This window comes from Neisseria sp. Marseille-Q1983, from assembly GCF_018224585.1.
Classification (GTDB): Bacteria; Pseudomonadota; Gammaproteobacteria; order Burkholderiales; family Neisseriaceae; genus Neisseria; species Neisseria polysaccharea.
In genome coordinates this window covers 1-4,552 of sequence record NZ_JAGTUI010000074.1, presented here as the reverse complement: position 1 = coordinate 4,552, position 4,552 = coordinate 1, and the positions used below count along the sequence as shown (strand labels likewise).

Annotated in this window: 6 protein-coding genes; all 6 read right to left on the bottom strand. The window is 35.4% G+C overall.

What is annotated here, in order from left to right:
- Window positions 1–762 precede the first annotated feature (762 nt).
- Window positions 763–1,155: a hypothetical protein gene (locus KEM39_RS10830; RefSeq protein WP_211710019.1), complete on the bottom strand. Its 393-nt coding sequence runs from the start codon at window positions 1,153–1,155 to the stop codon at window positions 763–765.
- Window positions 1,156–1,157: 2 nt separating this feature from the next.
- Window positions 1,158–1,451: a hypothetical protein gene (locus KEM39_RS10825; protein WP_211710018.1), complete on the bottom strand. Its 294-nt coding sequence runs from the start codon at window positions 1,449–1,451 to the stop codon at window positions 1,158–1,160.
- A gap of 301 nt (window positions 1,452–1,752) precedes the next feature.
- Window positions 1,753–2,121: a cytochrome C biogenesis protein gene (locus KEM39_RS10820; RefSeq protein WP_211710017.1), complete on the bottom strand. Its 369-nt coding sequence runs from the start codon at window positions 2,119–2,121 to the stop codon at window positions 1,753–1,755.
- Between the two features lie 9 nt (window positions 2,122–2,130).
- Entirely contained in the window at window positions 2,131–3,264 is a 1,134-nt protein-coding gene (locus KEM39_RS11720; protein WP_418030223.1) for an RHS repeat domain-containing protein, read from the bottom strand.
- Between the two features lie 179 nt (window positions 3,265–3,443).
- Window positions 3,444–3,842, bottom strand: a complete 399-nt coding sequence (locus KEM39_RS10810) for a hypothetical protein (protein ID WP_211710016.1) — start codon at window positions 3,840–3,842, stop codon at window positions 3,444–3,446.
- A gap of 15 nt (window positions 3,843–3,857) precedes the next feature.
- Window positions 3,858–4,552: RHS repeat-associated core domain-containing protein (locus KEM39_RS11715; RefSeq protein ID WP_249182753.1), on the bottom strand; the 695-nt coding region annotated here is incomplete at its 5' end.

Genomic DNA, 4,552 nt, shown 5'->3' with positions numbered 1-4,552 from the left:
TTTTACGGGCGATTTTATTGACGGCCATGGCGGCTTGCTCCTGTTGGGGATGGGGCATTTGAAAAGCAGAACCCGTGTGTATGCGTACCGCACGCACCCTATGTCAGGATTGTAGGTTTCATATGGACTACGGCTTGCTACACTTGTAAAAGCATAATATTCGAAACTTAATTAAGTTTGGATAGTTTGAAAATTTTTTTAAGCTTATATATAAGTTTGTATAAAAGAAATATATTTATAAAAAAACTAATTGATCCGTAAGCAAAGTGTATTATTCTTCGATAAAAGATATTATCAATAGTAGGATTCAGATTTAGTCCTAAATGAGTAATAATATCTTCTTCAATAATTGACCATGGAAGTGTTATAGTAATATTAATTAATTCCAAAATCCAAGGGTTTATTATAAATAAAATTATATATATAAATAAATATAATAAAAAAATACTTATATATTTATAAATTTTCATAATATCACCTATGATTTTTAGACGTTTTTTTAATTGTTTTATCGAGATAGATAGATATTTAATATTTTTTCTTTCTAATTCCAAATGAAATAAAATAACTAGAAAGAAAGAGATAATCGGAAACACGACCAACTTAACTATCGTGTTATCTCCATAATAGGCCATCCATAACCAAAAACAAATCCATGAAATTAGAATACTTATCCAATACTTTTGAATAAATTCCTTAAAATTAATTAACATGGAAGTTCTTTGGCTATGCTGTTTACAGCATATTCTTGAGATATATTTGTTAATATAAAGTTAAATTCTTTTCTGTGCTTTTATATATATCTGTATAGAAATAAATTCTATTACCTTTTATCTCTTTCAGGTAAACCAAGTCTTCGATACCTCCAATATACTCAATTGATAAATCATCTAAATTTAATGTTGCAAGCCTAAATCCAACAACGCAAAATCGTCTAATGAAAACTGGAATATATATTTTTCTATTGAAATACAACAAAGGCCCTCCAAACCCCTGTTCTTTAATAATAACTTGACCGTTAATGGATAGACTTCCAACTAAGGGAGAACCTTGATTTACTTCCATCAAATCAAGGTAACTGACTTCCCATTTGTCAAACAAAAATTTTTCTTGAAAGTCCAAAGGAGTTTCATTCAAAGTTTTTAATTTAGACATTTTTATATTTTTCTTGTCAAAGAATTGAAATCTTCTTCTAATTCTACAAGGAGTTTACCAACTTCATTATTAAATGGCCAAGAATCAATTACTATCCGAGACAATAAAAATTCTTTTCCTTTTTTTTGTTGAAAAATACTTTCTGAATTTAGATAATTAATCATGTCATATAGTTCATTTTTTATAGAAATCAACTGCTGTTTATTTGTATAACTATATTCATCACAATTATTAATCATTTTATCAATTTCGACTAAAACTATATTAATCTTTTTTATAAATTGCCCCTGATTCATTGTCTTATTAACCTTTCTAAGTCATTAATATATTTTTGTGTTTGTCCACCAGGCAACCCCAAACCTTGAGGTGCAGCTTTACCTTTAATAATAGTTGTTCCTAATAGCCGTCGCGGCAGCAGCCGTGGAAATCGGGTTATTAAAGAACACAATTACTTAGGCCGTCTGAAAGGTTTTTTTCAGACGGCCTGATTAAGTCATTGGAACAAGAGACCGCGTGTGTGCCTTGGGGTACGCACCCTACATGCGGGCTACGGCTTGCTTACGGGGTGTTAGGTCTCAATCCAACTACACTTGCTGTTTATACGTAATCTCCTATTTTTTCTTTTAAGAATAGGAATACTTTTACCCATAAAGGGGTAGTTAAACCTAATATTCCTCCAAATATAGCACCTTGAAGAAGGGTAACTTTACTTCTGCCAATTTGTATTACCAAACCTAAACATATTCCAATTAATATTTCAATAATATATATCCATTTACCGAATCTTATCTTATCTAATTCTAAAAAGAAAAGAGTTACCATAAAGAAAGAAAATATTGGAATACTAATTAAGTTAAATTTAATATCAGTCGAAGCATAAAACCCCATTATGAAACAAAATGCAATCCACCATATTAAAATATTAAACCAATTTTCTTTAAAAAAATCTATAAAATTCTTTATCATAATCATAACTCATTCACAAGAAGAATTACTAAATAGACTTTGTTTTTCACCTCCTACAATTTCTTTAACTACTTTGGATGCACCGTATACTCCCGCACCAATAGCACCATATTTCTTCATTTGTGATTTATTATTACTAATAGACTTATCAGTTCGACTCAGTTTTCGGCCTGTTCTTCTACGAAGTTTTCCAGAGTTAGGTTTTCCAAATAATTGATCATATTTCCTCTTCAAATCTTTAGCCGCCTTAGAATTTTTCCTCAATGAGTTAGCATTTTTAGCGACTTGAGCCGCACATTTTGTTAATTTATACGCAGGAGGAATAATTGCCCCAAGTGCAGCACTAGCAGCAATTTGATTAAGATTAATACAATCCAATGGTTTGCCTTCAAAAACATTTTGTCCAACTTGCATGGCAGCATCAGCAGCAACACCCGTGAGTGCACCTACTCCCATCGCAATCAGAATTGGTACAAAAGCTATATTTCCACTTGGATCTATCCAGTTTTGCGCATTCGGCGCAAAGGCATACAGATTCTCCCCGCCTTCCAACCCAATCGGATCCTGATTCACAAACCGCCCGATATCAGGGTCATAATAACGGAAGAAGTTGTAATGCAGCCCCGTCTCACGGTCGCAATACTGGTTCTGCAACCGGAACGGCTGGTGCGCCGTTCCCGTTATGTTCGTCTCACTCTTCAGTTTGCCCCAGCCGTAATAATCGCCGAACCAAACCAGATTGCCGTCCTTATCGGTCATCTCACGTGGGATGCCGATTTGGTCGCAGTGGAAGTAGTGGATTTGTTGTCTGCTTTCGCCGTCTTCGGTTGTCCAATTGCGGACCTGCGCCAAAGGTTCGTAGGAGTCTTGGTCGGTGTAGAGATAAGTATACCTGCCGTCCGGGTGGACTTCCTGCAGCAAATGGCTGCCGTCCCAAACAAACCCGGTTTCCTCTTCGAGGCCGTTCCCGCTTAAATCATGCGGGAATGACGTTTCTGAAACTTCTTCGTTTTTCAGACGGCCTTTGCCTATCCTCCTGCCCAAGGCATCGTAGGTGTAGGCCCAAGTCTCTTTCGTGCCGTTTTTTTTGAAGATTTCGGCCTTAACCGGTTGGTCATGCAGATCGTAGAAGTAGTTCTGCACTTCGCCGTCGGCCAGCTCGCGGTGGATCAGGTTGCCGAGGGTACGGACTAGAGCATAACTCCTTAAGACAACATAGAACTGGATGATTTTATGGCTAATCCTTAGGACTCTATCTGAGGAATAGGGTCGTCTGAAAGTTTATTTATACATCTTAATGTTTTGTTGAATACTTATCTAATCTAAGTTTCACTAGGGGTAAGATACAAAATTACATTTTTTTTATATAGTCTTATGGATTCATCTAAAAATAATCTAAGGAAACGAATAAAATCTTTCTTTAAAAGCATCATATTAGAAAATTCTAAATATATGATTCCGTCAGATGTGCAAATACTAACTTCATGAATATAGATATTTATAGGTTCCTTTTCTTCATATTTTAATATGATATCAAATAAATCAATGTCTTTTTCATTTAGTAGTTCTTCTTTTAATAAAATAGAAATGCCTAGTTCATGATTTTTATTTGGCTGATTATTTAATTGAAAAAATGATGCTTTGTGAATTTCATTTCTTCGACTTAGTATTTGTGAGTAATTATTCATTAAATCTAAAATATTTTTATTTAAATCTTCCATAGTTTTGTATCCAGTTTACTGATATAGATTATTTATAGTGAATCGATGAGTTGGACCTTGCTTGCAAGTTACACACCCCATTCTGCCACTCCCACGAGATACCAACCGATATGATCTGGAACTAGTATTATTCTGTGGGATTGCTTGTTGTAGTTTCTGAGTATAGATAGATGGATTTGTAGCAGCATTTTCACGAGTATTAGCCCATTCAACAAGCTTTGATTTATTGGGATCGTTTACAGGACGAATGGAAACGTGTCGTCCATGATCATTGACTGCCTCAAGCCCACTTCCTTGAAGTTTACATACATAAATAGCTTGACATTTACCAGGTTGTTTATTTAAAGATGCAGATAAACCAGTAGTAGTATCTTTACCAGGGCGAGGAGTTAAATTGATATTACTATTTGATCCTGATCGATAAATAACTCCTTTCGTTAATATTTTGTCAAGCCCTAAAAAGTCAACCCAAGTTTGAGTATTCGGCGCAAACGCATACAGATTCTCCCCACCCATCAACCCAATCGGATCCTGATTCACAAACCGACCCGCATCAGGCTCATAATACCTGAAGAAGTTGTAATGCAGCCCCGTCTCACGGTCGCAATACTGGTTCTGCAATCGGAAGGGTTGGTGAGCAGTGCCCGATATGTTGGTTTCGCTCCTCAGTTTGCCCCAACCGTAATAATCGCCGAACCAAACCAGATTGC

What these genes read in the sequence shown, in the direction of transcription:
- KEM39_RS10830 (WP_211710019.1), bottom strand. Translation starts at nt 1,155, where the DNA reads ATGTCTAAATTAAAAACTTTGAATGAAACTCCTTTGGACTTTCAAGAA.
- KEM39_RS10825 (WP_211710018.1), bottom strand. Translation starts at nt 1,451, where the DNA reads ATGAATCAGGGGCAATTTATAAAAAAGATTAATATAGTTTTAGTCGAA.
- KEM39_RS10820 (WP_211710017.1), bottom strand. Translation starts at nt 2,121, where the DNA reads ATGATAAAGAATTTTATAGATTTTTTTAAAGAAAATTGGTTTAATATT.
- KEM39_RS10810 (WP_211710016.1), bottom strand. Translation starts at nt 3,842, where the DNA reads ATGGAAGATTTAAATAAAAATATTTTAGATTTAATGAATAATTACTCA.